This window comes from Streptomyces arenae (genome assembly GCF_022343545.1).
Classification (GTDB): domain Bacteria; phylum Actinomycetota; class Actinomycetes; order Streptomycetales; family Streptomycetaceae; genus Streptomyces; species Streptomyces humi.
On sequence record NZ_JAKQYH010000042.1, the window covers coordinates 148,495 to 167,134 of the forward strand.

The following is an 18,640-nucleotide window of genomic DNA, read 5'->3' on the forward strand; positions in this document are numbered from 1 at the left end:
TTTACGAACGCGTTCATTCCGCGGCAGGGCACAGGGCCCGGACGGACGCTTCTTCGCTAGCAGCCCGGGACCCGTCTGAGCGCGCCGACTCGTGAGCCCGGCCGCCGCTACTGAGGGTTCTTCGAACGGCGATGCGTTATCCGTATGAAGGGTGCGTCTCCCGCGGTAGGGTCGACGGCGTGAGCATGAACCTCGAAGAGCGGGTCCGGTCGGCGGTGGCGGCGCTCCTGCACGCCACCGGCGAGTCGCAGACCAGGCTCGCCGACGCGCTGGGGGTCACCCAGGCCCAGGTGAGCCGCCGCCAGTCCGGCACCGCCGGGTGGAGTCTCAGCGACTGCGAGGCGGTCGCCGCCCACTACGGCATCGACCCGCTCGACCTCCTCGCGGGACCGACCCGGGCCGTCGAGGCACTGCCCGTCGCCCGCCGCCGCGCACCCGGCCGCCCGCTCGGCGGCACACGTACCCCCTCCGTCGACGGGACGGTGCGATGACGGACTTCGGCGCGATCGACGCACTCCTCGCCGGGGCGAGGAAAGAGGTCCCGCTGCCGGCCGCCGAGGAACGGCGCAGGCTGCGCGAGGAGCTGAACCTCTCCCGCCCTCAGCTCGCACAGGCGCTGGGCGTCAGCACGTCCACGGTCGCAGGCTGGGAGACCGGACGTGACCCGAGCGGCGAGACCCGGGAGAAGTACGCGTACTTTCTCGAAGGGGCGCGCGGCAAGCTGGCCGCCGTCGCCGCCGAGTCCCGCGGCGCTGAAACGGGCGGCGACCCTGATGCGCTGGACCACCCGCACGAGTTCACCGACCCGGATGAGCTCGACGACACGCGGACGGTCGTCCACGACAGGGACGGCGGCGACGACGCCGACGACGGCGAGGAAGAGGACGACGGCGGCGACAGGGACAGGGACGGCGACGGGGACGGGGACGTGCTCACCACCCCCCAGCCCTGCGTCCTGTGCGGACGCCCCGCCCACCATCAGGTGGCCGGCTTCCCCCAGCACCTGGACCCGGCGGACTGCAACGCCACGACCCCCGCACCCGCGTCGGCGACCGTGCCCCCGCGGCGCGGCGTCAAGGTCGTGCCCGTCGGGCGTCGCCTGAAGTCCGCCGATGCCCCGGACCTGATCGGCTCCGCCGTCGCCGCCGCTCTCGCCGAGCACTCCGGTGACGTCGAGGCGGCGACCGCGGCACTGGTGAAACGGGCGATCCCCGACGCCATGGCCCTGCTGGACCACAGCCGCATGGGCGGCCGGTACGAGGTGGTCGCCCACCCCTGGCTGCCCGACGTCCTGCGCAAGCAGACCTCCCGTGGCGCCGACCAGATCTGGGAGGCCCGCCCCAAGTGGACGCGGCCCGAACTCCCGCCCGGCGCACACGAGATCACGGCCCTGGACGTCAACGGCGCCTACCTCAGCGCGCTCAAGACCCACCTCCCGCTCGGCCAGCTCGAACACTCCACCGGCGACCAGCACGACCGTCGCCGCGCCGGCGTCCACCTGATCACCCCGCCCGACTGGGCACACGACGCCTACCTGCCCAACCCGATCGGCAGCCGTGACGAACCCGGCCCACTGTGGGTCACCGAACCCACCCTGCGCCTGCTGCTGCGGGTGTCGGGCCCGAAGTACGGGCTGTGCGAACCGCCCCGGATCCACGAGTCGTGGACGTCGGGCGCGACGGAGAGCCTGCTGGAGAAGTTCCGCGTCGCCCTGAAGGACGCCCGGGACCGGGCGATCACCGACGACGACGAGGTGACGCTGGAGTACGTCAAGGCCATGTACTCCAAGTTCGTCTCCACACTGGGGGAGTCCAACTACAACCGCGAGCTGTACCGCACCGACTGGATGCACCTCATCCGCTCCCAGGCCTTCGCCAACCTGTGGTGGAAGGCCCACCGCGCCTACGACGAGGGCCTGATGGTCGTACGCGTCATGGGCACCGACGAACTGCACGTCACCGGTGACTGGCGGGCGGTGTTCCCCGAGGGGAGAGGCGTCGCCGAGGTGAAGGTCAAGGACGTGTACGCGGTGGGCGCCGAGCCGGCCGACGACGCGACGTAAGCCGCTGTATTCTCTTGAACACCCGTCACCCGGCCGCGCAGCGAGGAGTGCAGAGATGCCGGAGAGGAACATCGACTTCGGCAAGTTCGGCGCCCGCGGCATCAAGGGACACGAGGCCGTGGCCCGCCAGCTCGACGCGCTCGCGGGCTTCGTCGCCACTCCGATCACGCAGCGCCGCGGGCTGCTCGCCCGGCTGCACTACCTGACCCGCACCGACCACGCCCGCCAGACGGCCCGCGAGGCCGGCCTCACCGTCACCGACCGCACCCTGAAGGCCTGGCTGGACGGCAGACGCAGCCCCTCCAGGAAGAACCTCCAAGCCATCGAGACCGCCTACCGCACGGTCCGCCGTCACAACGTGGCCCGCTACCTGACCGCCCGCCTCAACCGCGAGGGCCGCGGCACCCGCGTCGAGTTCCACCCCCTCAACCAGTCCCAGGTGACCCGCCCGCACCAGCGCGCCCTCTCCTTCCGCACCCTCAACGTGCGCCACTGGGACCGGATCGTCGAGGCCTGGGCCAACGACGACGAGGACGCCCTCGACGACGCCTGGATCAACGACGCGACGGTGGACCTCGGCTCCGAGTGGGGCCAGTACGAATACGTCACCAACGTCGGCTTCGCGGCCTGACCCCCGTCTCGCGTGACGGCATCGGCGCACCACCGCGGGGGTCTGCCGCGCCGGCGAGCCGGCCCGAGTCGCCAGGTGCGGGCGCAGTCGGGGTCGCAGGGGCTGGTGCGGGTGCACAGAGAGGTTGCCGGCGGGGAACCCGTTCGTCAGCCGGCGGACGCTTGGGCGCAACCTTCCGGTGTTCTGGCGTGTCCACGTTGTGTGCTGACGATACGTAGAACATGGCGGACAGCGGCGGCCGCGGCTTTCGCGACCGCCGCCCTGGCGTTCGCCACCCCGGCCGCGCACGCCGCCGGAACGACGCTCGTCCTGGACACCCAGGAGAACTACTACCTCCCCACCGAGGGTGAGGGTCCGATCCTGGACCTCGGTATCACCGCCTCGGGCGGGGACGCCCACGGCGTCTCGGTCACGGTCGACGCGTCGTCCCTCGCCGGGAAGGCGACGATGGAGGTCACGGGGGACTGCGTGAGCACCGGCGCCCTCAAGGTCCGGTGCGACGTGGGCCCGCTGTCGGGCAAGGAGTCGATCGACCCGTTCTTCCTGAAGCCCACCGCGGCCGCCAAGGCGGGCGACACCGGTGCCGTCACCTACACCGCCACCGCCTCCGACGCGTCCACCGTGACCGCGAAGACGGACGTCCTGGTCGGCGGCCCGAAGCTCGCCGCCCGGCCCTACCCGGCGCTGAAGGGCATCGCGCCCGGCACCGTCTTCGAGCGCACCCCGGCCTTCGCCGACACCGGCGCCGCCCCCGCCGACAAGGGTGTCATGCTGCTGGTGCAGGACTCCGACGGCGTGTCGCTCGCCCGCGACCACTCCAACTGCCATTACTCGGACTCGCCCGACGCCGGAGCCTGGTGCCGGTTCGACACACCGGTCGCGCCCGGCTCCGCCTACGAGACGGACACGCCGCTGCGCTACACCGCCGCCGCGGACACGATGTACGGCTACAACACGTACGTCGTGTGGCCGGTCGGCGGCTCCGCGCCCGACTCCTTCGACCCGTCCGACTTCCCCCGGACTGGCACCGGCGCGCCGCTCGGCCTGAAGTCCGTCGCCGCCGGCTCCGGCTTCACCGGCCACGGATACGGCACCTTCGCGACCACCCAGCACGCCGACTACCAGGCGCTCGGTGACACGGTCGAGGGCAAGGTCGGCGAGACCGTGAAGATCACCGTGGGCGTCCGCAACACCGGGCCGGGCCGGATGGACTTCCGGTGGATGGACGCGGACAACTCAGGCACCTTCGTGGTGACCCCGCCCGCCGGCACCACCATCACCGGCGCCCCCGGCCCCGGCGAGCAGGGCGACCCCGGGCCGTTGTGGAACTGCACACCGCGCAAGGCCGGCGCGAACAGCTACACCTGCGACATCGGCAGCACGGACTTCCGGCCGGGCGACTCCGTGACCCAGGAGTTCACGGTGCGGATCGACCGGGCCGTCCCCGGCGCGCGCGGCAGTGTGAAGGCGGTGGAGAACCCCGACTACCCCAACCGGGACGACGACGCGGCGAACGACACCGCGTCGATCGAGGTGAAGGCCACCGGCTCGGCGACGTCCAGCCCGTCGCCCAGCGCCTCCGCGTCCCCATCGGCCACGGCCACCGTGAGCCCGTCCGGCTCCGCGGCGGGCACCGGGACCGGTACGACGACCGGCGGCGGGCTCGCCGCCACGGGCGCGGACGGAGTGTTGCTGCGGGCCGGCACCGCCGTCCTGCTGGTGGCGGCCGGCGCGCTGGTGTTCCTGACGGTGCGAAGGTCGCGACCACAGAACAGCCGCTGACGCCACCGTCGCCCCGGCGAGGGGGCAGCGGGCCGATGAGGTCGGTTGCCCTCTGGGCGCGCCTTGGCCGAGGAGGGCCGTGCGGCGAGGCCTGCGCCCGCGTCGTCGGGACGCGCGTGCGGGCCTTCCGCTCGTCGGCACGCGCGTGTGGGCCTTCCGCCGGCGGTCCACACCTCGGCGCCGCCCGGGCGGCCACCCCAGGACGGCCGGCGGCCCAGGCGGCCGCGGCGATCTGGGCAGTCCGCGCGGTCGACGGTCCAGGCGGTCGCGGCGATCCAGGCGGCCGTGGCGGTCCGGGCGGTCGGCCGTCCGGGCGGTCGCGGCGGTCCGAATCGAGGACCGGCGCCCGCTCGGACCTGCCGAGCCGCCGGCCGCCCCGAAGCCGCTGCGGATCCATGAGTCACATCCACAAGTGACGGAGCCTTTCCCGCCTATCGCGGTCCTGACGGTTCAGCCGGTCGTTTCGGCAGAGCTCCGGCATGCTCAGCGGCGGCCGCCGCGACAGTTGCCAGGTCTTCGCCCGAGAAGCCGGCACGGCTCAGCACCGCCAGGGATTTGTTCGTCGCCAGCGTGCACAGCGCCAGCTCTGCCGCCTCCTGCTGACCGGCCCCCGCCGCCAGCAACGCCTGCTCCAGCCTCGCCCGCAAACCGTCGATCATGGCGCGAACCATCACCTGGCCCTCCGCGTCGAGCGCCGGGAACTGCGTTGCCGACACCGTGAGCAGGCAGCCGTCCGGGACCGTCGGATCGGCGATACGGTCCAGGGCGACCTGAAGGAACGCGGCCACAACGGCGCTCGGGCTCGGGTGTGGGCCGGACAGCGCCTGCTCGTACCTCGGCTGGTAGGTCTGCCCGTATCGCATGAGGCTTTTGCGGAAGAGGGCGCTCTTGTCGCCGAAGGTGCCGTAGAGCGAGCCCCGGCCCAGGCCCGTGCCCTCGGTCAGGCGATCGATGGAGGCCTCCGAATAACCCCAGCGCCAGAAGACGTGCATCGCGCGTCGTAGTGCCTCGTCCACGTCGAACTGCTTGCGGCCTGCCATGGTCCGTCACCCTACACATCTTGTACCGATCGTTCAAAGATGGGTATGGTCGCCGGCATGACGACCTTGAGTTCGCTGCGACTGCCCAACGGGTTCCTCGACGTCTTCACCAGCCGGCTCGTGGAGGTGAACGGCCTGCGGCTGCACGCGGTCACCGGTGGCGACGGCCCGGCGCTGCTGCTGGTCGGCGGCTGGCCCCAGACCTGGTACGCCTGGCGGGAGGTGATGCCCGCGCTCGCCCGTGAGCACACCGTCGTCGCCGTCGACTCGCGCGGGGCCGGGCTCTCCGACAAGCCCGACGACGGGTACGACGCCGGCACGCTGGCCGCCGATCTGGTCGCGTTGATGGCCGAACTCGGGCACGACCGGTTCGACGTGGTCGGCCACGACATCGGTACGTGGACCGGATACGCCCTCGCCGCCGATCACCCCGAGCGGGTGGGCCGGCTCGCCATCCTCGAAGCGCTGATCCCCGGTCTGACGCCCTCGCCGCCGTTCTTCGGCCCGGCCGCGGCCAACCAGAGGCTCTGGCAGTTCGGCTTCAACCGGCTCACCGACCTCAACGAGGAACTGGTCCGCGGACGCGAACGGCTCTTCTTCGGCTGGCAGTTCGCCACCAAGGCGGCCACGCCCACCGCGATCCCCGAGTACGCCGTGGACGTCTACGTCGACGCGATCGCCGCGGATCCTCGCGCACTGCGGGCGAGCTTCGCGTACTACCGCGCGCTGGACGAGACGATCGCACAGAACGAGCGGCGCGCCATGACCCGGCTGACGCAGCCGGTGCTCGCCGTCGGCGGCGCGCTGTGGAGCGGCGCGAACACGGCGCAGACGATGCGGCTGGCCGCCGACGACGTCACCGAAGTCGTCCTCGACGACTGCGGGCACTATCCGGCCGAGGAGCAGCCCGAGCGATTCATCCGGATCCTGGAGGACTTCCTCGCGGCCGGCCGATAGCCGCGCCGCCCCCTCCAGCGCCACGGCGGCCCGGCGCGTCGTGGCCCGGACGGTTCCTCTGAGGCTCCTCAACTCGCTTGGCGCGCACCGGTCATGGCCGTCAGGCTGACCACCATGACAGGAATCATGGGACTGGGCAGGAAGAACACCTTCGTGCTGACCATCCGGGACGCGGACGAGGTCTCGGCGGCCCTGCGCGAGGCGCTGGCGGAGGCTTCGCCGGAGGAACGCCCGGGCCTGGAACGCGCCGCCGCACTCGTGGAGTCCACGGCCGCCGCCACGGAGACCCGGCTGCGCGCCCGCTGGGTCCGCTCCCGGCTGGCCGCCGTCGGCTTCACCGGCGACGTCGGCTCGGTCGCCGCGGTGAAGGCGCTGCGCCAGGCGGAGCCGACGCTGAGCCTGCTCGCGGCCGTGCAACTTCAGCGAGAGGCGGTGGCGCACCCTGAGTAAGTCGGCGAGTAAGTCGGCGCCCGCCCAACGGACTCGGGTGAGCTGCCGGAGCACTCAGGAAGTCCCTGGGCGGAGTGGGCCACGGCCTGAACCGGTGCGGCCGTGACCCGGGTGAGACGTTTGTTCGGGCGGAATCGGTGCACACGATGAACTGACACAGCCCTTATTCGAGGAAGCGAGACGCATCATGGGCATCATCGCGTGGATCATCATCGGCCTGCTCGCCGGCGCCATCGCCAAGGCCTTGATGCCGGGCAAGGACCCGGGCGGCATCATCGTCACCATGCTCATCGGCATCGTCGGCGGTCTGCTCGGCGGCTGGCTCGGCAAGGTGATCTTCGGTGTGGACTCCATCGACGGGTTCTTCGACCTGTCCACGTGGATCGCCGCCATCGTCGGCTCCCTCATCCTGCTGGGCATCTACCGCCTCGTCACCGGCAACCGGCACTCGCACCGCCACGCATAACCCGTAGAAGGCATACGCCGACGCGACCTGAACGGCTCCCTCCCTGGCGCACAGGACGGGAGCCGTCAGCGTGTACGCCCCAGATCCTCGAGCCGTCATGCCTGTCCCTGCGGGTACCAGTAACAGCGGGATCTGGAACCGAGCGGTCGTGCACGCTGATCCTGTCGTCATGGCACACGTACTCGTCACCGGTGGGACCGGCTTCCTGGGTTCCCACACGATCGCGCGGCTCTTGGCGTCGGGGCACGAGGTCACGACCACGTTGCGCTCGCTGAAGCGGCAACCTGACGTCGAAGAGATGCTCTCCGTGGCTGAGGCGCCCGGGCGGGAGGGCGTTTCCTACGTCGAGGCGGACCTGTCCTCCGACGCCGGCTGGGACCGGGCCGCAGCGGGCGCCGACTATGTCCTGCACATCGCGTCGCCGTTCCCCGCCTCCCACCCGAAGGACGAGAGCGAACTGATCGTCCCGGCCCGCGACGGCGCCCTGCGGGTGCTGCGGGCCGCGCGGGATGCCGACGTCAGGCGGGTGGTCCTGACGTCCTCGTTCGCCGCGGTCGGCTACGGCCACGGCCCGACGGACCGGGTCTTCACGGAAGCCGACTGGACGAACCTGGACGGGCCCGGCGTGACCCCGTACGTCAAGTCGAAGACCGTCGCCGAGCGCGCGGCGTGGGACTTCATCGCCGCCGAGGGCAACGGCCTGGAACTCACCACGATCAACCCGGTCGGGATCTTCGGTCCCGTCCTCGGATCCGACTACTCCAGCTCGATCCGCATCATCCACGCGATGCTCACCGGTGCCATGCGTGCCGCGCCGCCGATCTGGACCAACACGGTCGACGTCCGGGACGTCGCCGACCTGCACGTCAAGGCGATGACCTCGCCGACCGCCGCCGGGCAGCGGTACCTGGCGCTGGCAGGCGAGCCGATCTGCTTCGGGCAGATCGCGCGCGCCCTGCGCTCCCAGCTGGGCGAGGCGGCCGCGAAGGCTCCCGCCCGGTCGGCCCCCGCCTGGCTGCTGCGGCTGCTGTCCACGGTCAGCCCGCGGCTGCGCGGGACGGTACCGCAGCTGGGCGTGGTCCGCCGGGCCGACAACGCCAAGGCCCGCGAGCAGCTGGACTGGGCACCACGCCCGAACGAGGAGAGCGTGGTCGCGACCGCACGCAGTCTGGTGCGGCTCGGCCTGCTCGCCGACTAACGTCGGAGGATGAACGACATGCCGGACACCCTCGGCGACTTCCTGCGGGCCCGGCGGGAACAGCTCAGCCCCCAGGAGGCCGGCCTGCCCGCCGGAGAGCGCCGCCGTGTCCCGGGGCTGCGCCGGGAGGAGGTCGCCCACCTCGCCGGCATCAGCCCCGAGTACTACCTGCGCCTGGAGCAGGGCCGAAACCAGCACCCCTCCGACCAGATCCTCCAAAGCCTGGCCGCGGCGCTGCAACTCGACGACGACGCCGCGTCCTACCTGCACCGCCTCGCCCACCCGAGGCCCCCGGCCAGGCGACGCCGTCCCCGCTCCCGGACGGGTCAGGGCGACCTCCAGCCGCTGCTCGACGGCTGGCCCCTCACACCCGCCTATGCCCAGGGGACAACCGGCCACGTCGTCGCCGCCAACCGCCTGGCCGTGGCCCTGTGCCCGTTCTTCGCCGTGGGCGGCAACCCCCTGCGAGCCGTGTTCCTCGAGCCCGAGATGCGCAGCCTCTACCCCCAGTGGGACGACGTGACGGCCAAAGCCGTCTCCGGACTTCGCGCCACCCTCAGCATCGACGACGCCGATCCCGAACTCCTGGAGACCATCGGCGAGCTGACGGTCGCCAGCGAACGCTTCCGCACACTGTGGGCCAGACGGGAGGTACGCCGCCGCGCCACCGGCTACACCCGCTTCAACCACCCCTTGGTCGGGCGGCTGGACCTCCACTACGAAAAGCTCCTCAGACCGGACGCACGGCAACTCCTCGTCGTCTACCACGCCGACCAGGACTCACCCAGCGCCGAGCGCCTCCACCTGCTCACCAGCCTCTGACGGGCCTGACAACCGGCAGCGGATCGTGAGCTGAGCCATGGCCGCACCGAGGTGAGGACCGGCCGGTGTCCTTATCGTGTTGACCACCCCCGCCAGGCGGTGCTGGAGTCGGCAGGTGGACAGCATCCCCGCCAACCGGCGGTTCTGGAATCAGATCAGCAGCGCCTACCAGCACGAGCACGATCCGCAGATCGGAGCCTCACCCCGGCTGTGGGGCATGTACTCCGTCCCGGACGCGCAGCTGCGCGCCCTGGGCGACGTCACCGGCAAGCGGGTCCTCGAACTCGGCTGCGGTGCCGGCCAGTGGTCCAGGGCGCTCGCCGCCGAGGGCGCCACCGTGGTCGGGCTCGACCTGTCCGAAGCCCAACTCGCGGCAGCGGCCCGCGCGATGGGAGCGGCCCGCTACCCGCTGGTGCAGGGCGCCGCCGAACAACTCCCCTTCGCCGCCGACAGCTTCGACCTGGTGTTCTGCGACTTCGGCGGGCTCAGCTGGGCGCCCCCGCACCTGGCTGTCCCGCAGGCCGCACGCGTCCTGCGCCGGGGCGGGCGCCTGGTGTTCAACGTCGCCAGCCCCTGGTTCGAAGCCTGCTACGACGAAGTCGCCGGCCGTGTGACCACGTCGCTCCAGCAGGACTACTTCGGGCTCAACACCATCGCCGAGGACGACGGCGCGACCAGCTATCAACTCACCTACGGCGACTGGGTCAGGGTCCTGCGCGGCGCCGGTCTCGTCATCGACGACCTGATCGAGCCGCGGCCCGAACGCGGAACTCCCAACGGCTACAACGAAACCGACCCACCCGACTGGGCACACCGCTGGCCGGCGGAACTCCTCTGGGTGACCCACAAACCGTGAGTTCCAGCGCGCCGAGACGGTGAGGCATCCCCGCGCCGGACACCACCTAGTCCTGCGGTGCCAGGGTGCGCAGGACGTCGAACTCGTTGCCCTCGGGGTCGGCCATGACCACCCAGCTCCGGTCCGGGCCCTGGCCCACGTCCACCTTGACGGCGCCGAGACCGAGCAGTCTGGTCACCTCGTCCTCGGTGCTGCCGTCGATCGGACTGACGTCGAGGTGAAGCCGGTTCTTGACGGCCTTGCCCTCAGGCACACGGATGAACACTAGGGTGGGCGGCATCTGACGGGCCCGGACCTCCTCGACGGTCGGCACCCAGGAGCCGATCTCGACCTTGCCCTCGCTCCGGTCGAGCACCTTGAAGTCCAGGACCTCGCACCAGAAGGCCGCGAGCCTCTCCGGTTCATGGCAGTCAACTGTCAACTCGGTGAACCTGCTTGTCACGCTTCCTCCTGGCTAGTGCGGACGGAGCCCACCCTGTGTTCTGCTTCCTCCTGCCGGAGACAAAAGCGCAGCGGCCCGGCTGGTGGCCTTCGGGCGGCGGACCTGGGTCTCGGTCCCGTCGCTGAAAATAACCCGTGCGGCCGTACCCACGGCACGGTCCCCGACCGCGCTCATGTTCGGCCGACAGGACGGATGTCCTCCTCCAGGAACGCCGAAACCGCCTCGGCGAACGCCTCCGGCGCTGCGTGGTGGATCAGATGTCCCGCCGGAATGGTGACCACTCGCCCGTAAGGGATGCGGCGGGCGAGCTCGGCGACACCGTCCTGGGGAACATGACTGTCCGGGCCGCCCGCGAGCACGAGGGTCTCGGCGGTGATCCGGTCGAGCCGCTGTAGCCACCTGGGATCGGGCTGGTCGATCTGCCGCCTGACGGCCAGCACCATCTCCCAGTCGAAGGCCAGGGCGCCGTCAGGTCTGGCCGGGGTGCTCGGCTCCCGAGGACGGGGGACTGCCACATCCTCCAGGACAAGCCGGCTCACTCGCTGCGGATGGTCCGCCGCGAGCAGGTAGGCCACGATCCCGCCCATGGAGTGCCCGATCAGATCCACTGGTCCAAGTCCCAGCGCGTCCAGGAACCGGAGCACATCGGCCTGCATGAGCTCGAGTGAGTAGTCCCCCGGCCAGTCGCTTCGGCCGTGACCGCGAAGATCGAGGGCATACACCCTCCGGCTCCGGGCGACGACGGGCGCAACCGCCTCCCAGTCGGTGGCATCCTCGCCCAGCGCGTGCAACAGGACAAGCGGCGGAGCATCCGCAGGACCCGACACCTGGTAAGCCAGCCGGACCTCGCCGACGTCGACCGAGCACTGATCAACCATGCCCGGAGGATATGAGAACGGGTCCCGCCGGAGATCGGCGTTCACCAGCAGCCGAACCACCGTCTCCGCCCGGTGTTGGGCGTCAGTGGTGGTCGACGTAGGCGACGAGTCCGCCGACGGTCAGGCCCGCCGCGCATCCGTAGCGGAAGGATTCGTGGCGCATGCGGGGGGTGTGCTGCGCGTCGCTCATCGCGTACGGTGCGCGGATCCCCAGGTCCACGCCGCACAGGCACACGACGTAGCCGTGCCCCAGGGCGGCGGCCGCCCACTCGGGGTCGTGCGGGACCCAGGTCCGGGAGTAGATCTCCCCGTCGGGCGTCCGCAGTTCCAGCCGGGAGTAGGTGTACCCGAAACGCTGCGCCAGCTTTGGCTGTTCATCGGGTATCTCGTGCAGCTCCCATCCGGGGACCGAGCGCAGGTCGGCGTGGCCGGGCGGCCTGCGTCGCATGCCGAAGTAGACCTCGTCGGGGTCGTGTCGCGGCTGTTCGGGCATGCGCAGCTCCTCGAATATGGTGGGCCGCTCCCCGGCATCGTCGGAACCTGGTGGGCCGGGCATGCGCAGGTCGGAGAACTCGGGCGGCAGGCGCCTCATGCCGAACAGGATGGCGCCTTCGAGCTGCGGTTCCCTGAGCTCGTCGAGCGAGGCTGCCGTCCGCCACGCCCACTTCATCCCGAAGTAGCCCACGCTCAGGGCACGCCTGAACTCGAAGAGGGCAGTGGGCATGTGGCGCGTCTGCGCATGATCGAGGGTGACGGTGCCCTCCGCGGTCTCCAGACACATCAGCACGTACTCGAGCTTGAGCGCGGGGTCGTCGCTGAACAGGATCTGCCCGTTGTCGTCGACCTGTTCCTCCTGATGCCCACTCATCTCCAGCAGCCCTTCGGTTGGTTGCCGTTCCGGCCGCCTACGCGCAGCAGGCGGGAGGATGTTGAACCATCCTATTGAAGGATCGTTGAACAATCCATACATTGGAACGAGTGCGAGTGCACCACCGAGGCGGCGGTTACACCGGAAGCAGGGACGTGTTGACTGCGGAGGAAGTACGCAAAGGGCTGACAGGCGTGGGCTGGTGGGTGCTGGTGGCCGCCATGAGCACCGGCGCAGCGTTGGCGCTGTGGGCGATCGTGCGTCTGATCGGGTACACAGCCTTCGTCACCCACGCCCAGTGGATCGACTTGCTGTGCGCGCTGGCGATCATCCTCGGCTGTGTGTTCCTGTGCACGTGCTGGTATTTGGACCTCCGGTGGCTGCTGTGTGGGGTGTGCCTCCTCGGGCTGCTGATCCTGCAGGGCCTGGAGCTGGACCAGCAGGCACTGCACCAGCACGGGCGCACCGAACACATCAGGGTCCGGCAGATTCAGTGGTCCACCGGCGACGGCATGGATCCGGGCGCCCACCGCTACACGGTCACCGTCCTTGACGGCCCGCCGCTCGCTCCGTTCGAGGAGAACGGGCTCATGGGCTGGAACTGGGTGGTGGGCGGCACTTACACGGTGACCGTCGATCCACAGAGCCGTGCCCCGCTCAGCCGCGGGGACAAGCCAGGGCCTCCGGTGATCCAGCGATCCCTGCAGATCCCACTCGGCCTCGGTCTGGCCTTCGCCCTGTGGCGGCCCGCAAGCCTGCTCGTGCGCAGACAACACGTCCCGTCAGCCGGCCCGACCCAGCCGTAGCGGCTGTGATCGACTTCGGCGGCTGCTTCCCCGACCAGGGCACCTCGGCGCGCTCACCTGTGCACCGGCCCGAGCACGCTTCGGCTGAACAAGACGCGGCTCCGCCCCGCGATCAGCCGGGCAGTACACGGCCGCGGCCAGCGCAACCACCGCGTCCCCATGACGTCAGCTTCTGCGGTGGCCTCTGGGCGCTCGCCCTGCGAACGGCCGCCGGAGGATTGAATGGATCAAGCGATCGTGGGCACTCCGCCCCATGCGGACAAAACGCTTCTGGGTGAGCAGGAAGGTCGGGCCAGGCGCGCGCCCCGGAAAGACCCCGTCCGCGTCGGCAGACCTCCGTTCGGCAGAGAGTCGGCAGACCTCCGTTCGGCCGGCAGAGAAAGGATGATCCGATGTCCGACACACCCCGTTCTCAGCCCCGGCAACCGGAACCGGACTTCCCTCAGCAGGACCAGGAGCACCCTGGATGGACCGGCCCCATGGACCCGCCGCCGGATCACGGCGAGGACTCCTACCGGGGCAGGGGCAGGCTCCAAGGCCACAAGGCGGTGATCACGGGCGGTGACTCGGGCATCGGCCGAGCTGTCGCACTCGCCTTCGCGAGGGAGGGCGCCGACGTGCTGTTCACCTATCTGCCCGAGGAAGGCGAGGAGGCAGCGGAAACCACCCGCCTCGTTCAGGACGCCGGCCGCAAGGCGGTAGCCGTAGCCTGCGACATCCGGGAGGAAGAGCAGTGCCGACGGCTGGTCGAACGCGCGGTGGAGGAATGGGGCCGCATCGACATCCTCGTCAACAACGCCGCCTATCAGATGTCGCAGCCGGACGGCATCGCGTCGATCACCACCGAGCAGTTCGACCGCGTGGTGCGGACGAACCTGTACGGGATGTTCTGGCTGTCGAAGATGGCGCTGCCGCACATTCCCCAGGGTTGCTCCATCATCAACACCACCTCGGTCCAGGCGTACCAGCCCAGCCCACATCTGCTGGACTACGCCATGACCAAGGGAGCCATCGCGACCTTCACCAAGGGACTGGCCCAGATGGTGGCCGCGGACGGCGTCCGCGTCAACGCCGTGGCGCCGGGGCCCGTCTGGACGCCGTTGATCCCGGCGACACTCCCGGACACGACGGAATTCGGGAAGCAGTCGCCCATGGGGCGTCCGGCCCAGCCGGCGGAGATGGCTCCCGCCTATGTCTTCCTCGCCTCGCCGGAAGCGAGCTACATCACCGCGGAGATCGTCAACGCCACCGGTGGATCACCACTTCCGTAACCCGTGCCGCAGAGGTGCGCGCGGGGCAGCCGACCATGTGGCGAGTGCCCACGGCGCGGACAGCGGTGGGTGGTGGGCGGGAGTGGACGGGCCGCGTTCGAAGGAGGCTGGATGTTCGAAGGGTTCCGGGAGACGCAGGTCGACGTCGGCGAGGCGGCTGTCTTCGTGCGCCACGGCGGCGAGGGGCCGCCCGTGGTGCTGCTGCACGGCCATCCCCGCACATCGGCGACGTGGCACCGGGTCGCTCCCCGGCTCGTGGCAGCCGGTCACACGGTGGTCTGCCCGGACCTGCGAGGGTACGGGCGTTCCCGAGGCCCGCGATTCACGACAGACCACGAGGGTTACTCAAAACGCGCGGTCGCCGGGGACGTGGTGGCTGTGATGCGCCACCTCGGTCATCGACGGTTCGCGCTCGCCGGACACGACCGGGGCGGCAGCGTCGCGCTGCGCCTCTCGCTGGACCACCCTGACGTCGTCTCCCGTGTGGCGTTCCTGGACTGTCTGCCGTTGACGGAGCACCTGTCGCGGATCACGACCGAGTTCGCCACCCAGTGGTGGCACTGGTTCTTCTTCGCACAGCAGGACATCCCGGAGCGGGTCATCATGGCCGACCCCGACAGCTGGTACCAGGGCGACCCCGACGTCATGGGGCCGGAGAACTACGCAGAGTGGCGGCAGGCCACGCGCGATCCTGCCGTGGTGCGGGCGATGCTCGAGGACTACCGAGCGGGCCTGACGGTCGACCGTCGGCACGAGGAGTCCGACCGGGCTGCCGGCGCACGTATCGCCTGCCCCACGCTGGTCCTGTGGTCATTGCGGGACGACCTGGAAGAGCTTCATGGTGACCCCGTCGCCATCTGGCGCCGTTGGGCCACCGACGTCCGTGGGCACGGCATCGACTCCGGCCACCACGTCGCCGAGCAGGCCCCCGAAGCCCTGGCTTCCGCACTCACCGGTTTCCTGTCAGACCCGCCGACCCCCACTTCGTGGATCGAGTGAGCAGTTGCGGAACGCCCTCGGCCGGTGAAACCGGAGCTTCCAGACCACCCAGCGCCCGGCTCGGCGAGGCGGGCCCCGGCTACCTCAACCCCAGTTCCGGTGGCCCGAAGAACGACTTCACCACCAGCAACTCACGGCCGCTGCCGTGACGGTGCGCCGCGGCGCGGCACGCAGGCCCGGCAAGGCTTTGTACTGTTGCTCGCGCTACGCTGCTGCGTCGTGCAGAAGACGCGCCTCGACACTGCCCGGATCCGGGCGGCCCGCCAGGTGATCGACCCGGTTTTCCTCGACACTCCGCTGTACCGCTGCGAGGCGCTGGAGCCCGGCCTCGGGTGCAGGGTGAGCATCAAGCTGGAAACAGCGAACCCGGTCCGCAGCTTCAAGGGCCGCGGCACCGAGGTGGTAGCGAGCCTGCTCGCCGAGAACGGCTCGCGAGACGTGGTGTGCGCCAGCGCGGGCAACCTCGGCCAGGCCCTCGCGTGGTCCGGCCGCGGCCGGGGGCTCGACGTCACCGTCGTGGCATCCCGCTTCGCGACTCGGGCAAAGCTTGACCGCATCCGCGCGTTGGGCGCCAGGTTGGAGCTGGTGGACGGCGACCACGAGGCGGCTCGCGAGCGGGCGGCGGCCATCGCGCGCCGCGACGGCATCCGGCTGGTCGAAGACAGCCTGGACATCGAGACCTGCGAGGGCGCGGCGACCATCGGCCTGGAACTGGCCGACGCCGCAACGTCGTTCGACGCCGTCCTGATCGCTCTCGGCGGCGGTGCGCTGGCCACCGGTGTGGGGCATGTGCTGAAGGCCATGGCGCCCGAGGTAGAGGTGATCTGTGTCCAGCCGCTGGGCGCACCGGCGATGACACACTCGTGGCGCGGGCGGCGTGTCGTCACCACCGACTCGACGAACACGATCGCTGACGGCGTCGCCGGCCGGTGTCCCATCCCGGCCGTCCTGGACGACCTCCTCCTGGTCGCCGACGACGCCGTCCTGGTCCAGGAGGCGTCGATCATCGCCGGTATGCGGATGCTCCTCGACCACGCCGGCCTCGTCGTCGAACCGTCCGCGGCGCTCGGCATCGCGGCGATCCTCGAAGACCGCGACCGCTTCGCCGGCCGACACGTGGCCACCATCGTGTGTGGCAGCAACGTCGACGTGGACGCCTATCACCACTGGGTCAACGCGGCTCTCACCCCCAGGCCTTGACGCCACCCGGGCACCTGAACCGACGCCGCGAACCGGGCAGTCTGGAACGCCGACATGGCGAGCACCGACATCAACTCAACTAACTGCTCGGCCGCCTGGCCGACCCCGAATCCTGAAGCCCCCGACCCGGACACCTTCGACGCTCCGCGCTGACGACGAGGCGGGTCATTGGAGAAGGGGCTGGCGTATCGCGATGGTCTCCGGGCGGGTTGCGAACAATATGAATTCAATTACGCAGGTCGTTCAGCTGCTTGCCCGGCGCACATAGCATCGGCCCGCCGCGCGAAGGTCGCGTCCGGTGAAAGGGGAGAGCGTCTGATGAGGGTGCCGTCGAGAATGCCCTGGGCTGGAAATTTCAGGTCCGTCCTTCCCACCCGCCGGGGTACGTCCATGATGGGCGGGCTCACCATGGCCCTCGTCGCGGTCCTCGCGGTTCCCGGGTTTTCCGCGTCGGCTGCCGCCGCCGACGAGCCGGCGACCACACCGTGTCCGGCCGATTTGGCGGGTATGGCGACCTGTTACACGGGGCGGAGCACGGACGGCGCCTACTACGCGATCGCCGTTCCCGAGAAGTGGAACGGTTCCCTGGTCATGCACGCCCACGGCGGACCGGACCTGGGCGAGGAATCCGACCCCGAGCGCAGCATCGGCGATCTCGAGCGCTGGTCGGTCATGGTGGAGCAGGGCTACGCCTGGGCCGGTTCCTCGTACCGCCGCGGTGGTTACGGAACGAGGATGGCGGCCGCCGACACGGAGGGCCTGCGCCGGCTCTTCGTCGAGAACTTCCGTAAGCCCGAGCGGACTTACCTGCACGGGCAGTCCTGGGGTGGCAACGTCGCCGCAAAGACGGCCGAGATATACGGATCGAAGAAGAGCAGACCTTACGACGGGGTATTGCTCACCAACGGCGTCCTCGGTGGCGGCTCACGCGGATACGACTACCGGGTGGACCTGCGCGTGGTCTATCAGTACTACTGCAAGAACCACCCGCGGCCGGACGAAGTGCAATACCCGTTGTGGAAAGGTCTGCGCGCGGGCTCGACGATGACCACGACCGGTCTGCGCGCGCGGCTGGAGGAGTGCACCGGACTCTCCGCGCCGCCCCAGGAGCGCACCGCAGTGCAGCAGCGCAACCTCGACGACATCCTCGCCGTCAGCAAGATCCCCGAACGGACACTGGAGTCGCACCTGAGGTTCGCCACGTTCACCTTCCGGGACATCGTGCACAACCGGCTCGGTGACCGGAACCCGTTCTCCAACGTGGGAGTCGTCTACTCCGGCTCCCATGACGACGCGGCTCTCAACGCCGGCGTCGAGCGCTTCTCGGCGGACCCGAGCGCGGTACGGGACCTCTCCTACGACAGCGACCTCACCGGTAAGGTCTCGATCCCGGTCCTCACGCTCCATGCGATCGACGACCCCACGGCGTTCGTGGAGCACGAGGCCGCCTACCGCGCCACTCTGCGGGGTGCCAAGCGCGACAAGTACCTCGTGCAGACCTTCACCGACGAGCACGAGCACAGCGGGCTGAGCACGTCCGAGTACGCCAACTCCATCTCGGCTCTCGACACATGGGTGCGCAGCGGCAGGAAACCCACTCCGACCTCGATCGCGGCCTCCTGCCCCGCCTTCGACGCCCGCTACGGCACCGGATGCCTTTACCGGCCGTCCTACGTTCCCCGGCCGTATGCGACACGCGTGAACGCACGCCCCGGGGACCTGAGTTGGCCCGCCCTGACGGCTCAGCAGGAGAAGAAGTGGAGCCGCCTGCCCATGGTGGGTATCGCGCCTTAGGGGTCACCTTGACCAGGTGTTGTGACCGAGGCACGGGTGGGCTGATGCGCGCAGCGATGCGCCGGCGGCCCGCCGAGCTCGGCCCCTGACTGGGGTGAGTGCTCGGTGCGATGTGGAC

Annotated in this window: 19 protein-coding genes; 15 read left to right on the top strand and 4 right to left on the bottom strand. The window is 70.3% G+C overall.

What is annotated here, in order from left to right; genetic code table 11:
* Positions 1 to 185 precede the first annotated feature (185 nt).
* The 4 genes from MB828_RS17855 to MB828_RS17870 all read left to right on the top strand — a co-directional run bounded on the left by MB828_RS17855 (position 186) and on the right by MB828_RS17870 (position 4,475).
* Positions 186 to 491, top strand: a complete 306-nt coding sequence (locus tag MB828_RS17855) for a helix-turn-helix domain-containing protein (RefSeq protein ID WP_301649132.1) — start codon at positions 186 to 188, stop codon at positions 489 to 491.
* Positions 488 to 2,062, top strand: a complete 1,575-nt coding sequence (locus tag MB828_RS17860) for a helix-turn-helix transcriptional regulator (protein ID WP_301649080.1) — start codon at positions 488 to 490, stop codon at positions 2,060 to 2,062. The genes MB828_RS17855 and MB828_RS17860 overlap by 4 nt, the downstream gene beginning before the upstream one ends.
* 55 nt (positions 2,063 to 2,117) lie before the next feature.
* Positions 2,118 to 2,693 (top strand): transcriptional regulator, encoded by a 576-nt coding sequence (locus MB828_RS17865; protein WP_301649081.1) that lies wholly within the window; start codon positions 2,118 to 2,120, stop codon positions 2,691 to 2,693.
* 201 nt (positions 2,694 to 2,894) lie between these two features.
* Positions 2,895 to 4,475, top strand: coding sequence for a hypothetical protein (locus tag MB828_RS17870; RefSeq protein WP_301649082.1), 1,581 nt, complete (start codon positions 2,895 to 2,897; stop codon positions 4,473 to 4,475).
* 431 nt (positions 4,476 to 4,906) lie between these two features.
* Here MB828_RS17870 and MB828_RS17875 read toward each other — a convergent pair whose 3' ends face one another.
* Positions 4,907 to 5,515 carry a TetR/AcrR family transcriptional regulator gene (locus tag MB828_RS17875; protein WP_301649083.1) on the bottom strand — a complete coding sequence of 203 codons (609 nt, stop codon included), beginning with the start codon at positions 5,513 to 5,515 and terminating at the stop codon, positions 4,907 to 4,909.
* A 57-nt stretch (positions 5,516 to 5,572) separates the two neighbouring features.
* On the opposite strand from MB828_RS17875, the gene MB828_RS17880 reads away from it, so the two are divergent.
* From MB828_RS17880 to MB828_RS17905, 6 genes are all read left to right on the top strand, one after another.
* Positions 5,573 to 6,472: an alpha/beta fold hydrolase gene (locus MB828_RS17880; RefSeq protein WP_301649084.1), complete on the top strand. Its 900-nt coding sequence runs from the start codon at positions 5,573 to 5,575 to the stop codon at positions 6,470 to 6,472.
* A gap of 114 nt (positions 6,473 to 6,586) precedes the next feature.
* The gene (locus MB828_RS17885; RefSeq protein WP_301649085.1) at positions 6,587 to 6,922 is read left to right on the top strand and encodes a hypothetical protein; all 336 of its coding nucleotides are present in this window, start codon (positions 6,587 to 6,589) and stop codon (positions 6,920 to 6,922) included.
* A 187-nt stretch (positions 6,923 to 7,109) separates the two neighbouring features.
* Positions 7,110 to 7,388, top strand: coding sequence for a GlsB/YeaQ/YmgE family stress response membrane protein (locus MB828_RS17890; RefSeq protein WP_301649086.1), 279 nt, complete (start codon positions 7,110 to 7,112; stop codon positions 7,386 to 7,388).
* Between the two features lie 169 nt (positions 7,389 to 7,557).
* Complete coding sequence (locus tag MB828_RS17895) at positions 7,558 to 8,586, top strand: SDR family oxidoreductase (protein ID WP_301649087.1); 1,029 nt, start codon at positions 7,558 to 7,560, stop codon at positions 8,584 to 8,586.
* Between the two features lie 9 nt (positions 8,587 to 8,595).
* The gene (locus MB828_RS17900; RefSeq protein ID WP_301649088.1) at positions 8,596 to 9,408 is read left to right on the top strand and encodes a helix-turn-helix domain-containing protein; all 813 of its coding nucleotides are present in this window, start codon (positions 8,596 to 8,598) and stop codon (positions 9,406 to 9,408) included.
* Positions 9,409 to 9,523: 115 nt separating this feature from the next.
* Positions 9,524 to 10,264 carry a class I SAM-dependent methyltransferase gene (locus MB828_RS17905; protein ID WP_301649089.1) on the top strand — a complete coding sequence of 247 codons (741 nt, stop codon included), beginning with the start codon at positions 9,524 to 9,526 and terminating at the stop codon, positions 10,262 to 10,264.
* A gap of 46 nt (positions 10,265 to 10,310) precedes the next feature.
* Here MB828_RS17905 and MB828_RS17910 read toward each other — a convergent pair whose 3' ends face one another.
* The 3 genes from MB828_RS17910 to MB828_RS17920 all read right to left on the bottom strand — a co-directional run bounded on the left by MB828_RS17910 (position 10,311) and on the right by MB828_RS17920 (position 12,452).
* Positions 10,311 to 10,706 carry a VOC family protein gene (locus MB828_RS17910; RefSeq protein WP_301649090.1) on the bottom strand — a complete coding sequence of 132 codons (396 nt, stop codon included), beginning with the start codon at positions 10,704 to 10,706 and terminating at the stop codon, positions 10,311 to 10,313.
* A 170-nt stretch (positions 10,707 to 10,876) separates the two neighbouring features.
* Positions 10,877 to 11,584 (bottom strand): alpha/beta fold hydrolase, encoded by a 708-nt coding sequence (locus tag MB828_RS17915; RefSeq protein ID WP_301649091.1) that lies wholly within the window; start codon positions 11,582 to 11,584, stop codon positions 10,877 to 10,879.
* Between the two features lie 82 nt (positions 11,585 to 11,666).
* Positions 11,667 to 12,452: a hypothetical protein gene (locus MB828_RS17920; protein WP_301649092.1), complete on the bottom strand. Its 786-nt coding sequence runs from the start codon at positions 12,450 to 12,452 to the stop codon at positions 11,667 to 11,669.
* 221 nt (positions 12,453 to 12,673) lie between these two features.
* On the opposite strand from MB828_RS17920, the gene MB828_RS17925 reads away from it, so the two are divergent.
* The 5 genes from MB828_RS17925 to MB828_RS17945 all read left to right on the top strand — a co-directional run bounded on the left by MB828_RS17925 (position 12,674) and on the right by MB828_RS17945 (position 18,522).
* On the top strand, positions 12,674 to 13,258 hold the full coding sequence (locus tag MB828_RS17925; RefSeq protein ID WP_301649093.1) for a hypothetical protein: 585 nt from the start codon (positions 12,674 to 12,676) through the stop codon (positions 13,256 to 13,258).
* 392 nt (positions 13,259 to 13,650) lie between these two features.
* Positions 13,651 to 14,529 (top strand): SDR family oxidoreductase, encoded by an 879-nt coding sequence (locus tag MB828_RS17930; RefSeq protein WP_301649094.1) that lies wholly within the window; start codon positions 13,651 to 13,653, stop codon positions 14,527 to 14,529.
* Positions 14,530 to 14,640: 111 nt separating this feature from the next.
* Positions 14,641 to 15,528, top strand: coding sequence for an alpha/beta fold hydrolase (locus MB828_RS17935; protein ID WP_301649095.1), 888 nt, complete (start codon positions 14,641 to 14,643; stop codon positions 15,526 to 15,528).
* A gap of 219 nt (positions 15,529 to 15,747) precedes the next feature.
* Positions 15,748 to 16,728 (top strand): threonine ammonia-lyase, encoded by a 981-nt coding sequence (locus MB828_RS17940; RefSeq protein WP_301649096.1) that lies wholly within the window; start codon positions 15,748 to 15,750, stop codon positions 16,726 to 16,728.
* Between the two features lie 390 nt (positions 16,729 to 17,118).
* Positions 17,119 to 18,522, top strand: coding sequence for a hypothetical protein (locus tag MB828_RS17945; protein WP_430381396.1), 1,404 nt, complete (start codon positions 17,119 to 17,121; stop codon positions 18,520 to 18,522).
* Positions 18,523 to 18,640 lie beyond the last annotated feature (118 nt).